This window comes from Polynucleobacter sp. 35-46-11, from assembly GCF_002281105.1.
In genome coordinates this window covers 1-1,694 of sequence record NZ_NCFJ01000530.1, presented here as the reverse complement: position 1 = coordinate 1,694, position 1,694 = coordinate 1, and the positions used below count along the sequence as shown (strand labels likewise).

1 protein-coding gene is annotated in these 1,694 nt (G+C 48.4%); it reads left to right on the top strand.

Annotated elements, in window-relative coordinates; translation table 11 throughout:
- The first annotated feature begins 110 nt into the window (after positions 1 to 110).
- Entirely contained in the window at positions 111 to 1,601 is a 1,491-nt protein-coding gene (gene tldD, locus B7Y67_RS17245) for a metalloprotease TldD (protein WP_293599683.1), read from the top strand.
- Positions 1,602 to 1,694: the final 93 nt, after the last annotated feature.

Here is a 1,694-nt window from a genome sequence, read left to right as displayed (position 1 = left end):
AAGGTTTTATTCAGGGCAAACTCAGCAAAGATAAATTAAAAGAGGTACGCTCTAAGCTACCGGCACTAAAACACCGCAAGCTTTAATACAGAAAGTTCAACAAAATCAAGATGAGAGCACCAGAAGCATTATTTCCAAGTGATTGGACCAAGCCCAAGAAGCAGGCCGACCTTCTTAAATTAGCGAAGTCTATTCTGCTGGAACCAACTGGCCTCTCTGAGCAAGATTTACATCGCACCTTTGGCGACATGTTTACACATCAGCTGGATGATGCTGACCTTTACTTCCAGCACACTCGTAACGAGAGTTGGAGTCTTGAAGAAGGTATCGTGAAATCCGGCAGCTTCAGTATTGATCAAGGCGTGGGAGTGCGTGCAATTTACGGAGATAAAACTGCCTTTGCTTACTCCGATGAAATAAATCTAGAAGCTCTCAACAAGGCAGCCAAATCCACTCGCGTGATTGGACCCCAAGGAGGCACTCGCGCTGTTGCAAGCAAAATATTTACACCAATCTCTAACGAGCTCTACTCAGACTTAAACCCCCTAGACTCACTCGCGCCACAAGAAAAGATTGCTTTACTTGAAGGCATTGAGCGTCGTGCAAAAGCGCGAGACCCACGCATCATTCAGGTCATGGCTAGTCTAGCCGGCGAGTTCGATGTGGTGCTCGTAGTTCGTGCTGATGGCTTATTAGCTGCTGACGTACGTCCACTAGTACGGGTATCAGTACATGTGATTGCCGAACAAAATGGTCGTCGCGAATCTGGATCTTCTGGTGGCGGTGCTCGTCATGATTATCACTACTTCAATGCAGAGCTGATTAATCAATATGTTGATGAAGCTGTGGATGGCGCCCTGATTAATCTAGACTCTCGCCCAGCCCCCGCGGGTCCAATGACAGTAGTCATGGGGCCAGGATGGCCTGGAGTGTTATTGCACGAAGCGGTAGGTCATGGACTAGAAGGTGACTTTAATCGAAAAGGCTCTTCTGCTTTTGCTGGCTGCATTGGACAGCGCGTTGCCGCTAAAGGGGTCACTGTAGTAGACGATGGGACACTTTCTGGTCGTCGTGGCTCACTCAATATCGATGATGAAGGCACACCGACCCAGTGCACCACGCTGATTGAAGACGGTATCTTGAAGGGCTACATTCAGGATAGTTTGAATGCCCGACTCATGAATATGCCTCTCACCGGAAATGGACGACGGGAGAGTTTTGCCTCCCTACCCATGCCTCGTATGACCAATACCTACATGATGGCTGGCAAAGACGATCCCCAAGAAATCGTTGCAAGCATTAAACGTGGTCTTTACGCGGTCAATTTCGGGGGTGGCCAAGTCGACATTACAAGCGGTAAATTCGTGTTTTCAGCCTCAGAAGCCTATTGGGTAGAAAACGGCAAAATTCAATATCCAGTCAAAGGTGCAACCATTATTGGGAGCGGACCAGAGTCCCTAAAACAGGTCTCCATGATCGGAAATGACCTGAAATTAGATGGCGGTATCGGGGTTTGCGGCAAAGAAGGTCAGAGCGTCCCCGTGGGCGTTGGACAGCCAACTTTACGTATTGACAGCCTGACTGTCGGAGGAACTGCTTAATACGGCTTAAAATAGTCGTATGAGCCAACAAAACACTAATCCCACAAACTGGTACGCTGCCGTCGACAAAACGTCAGACACAGATGATCAACG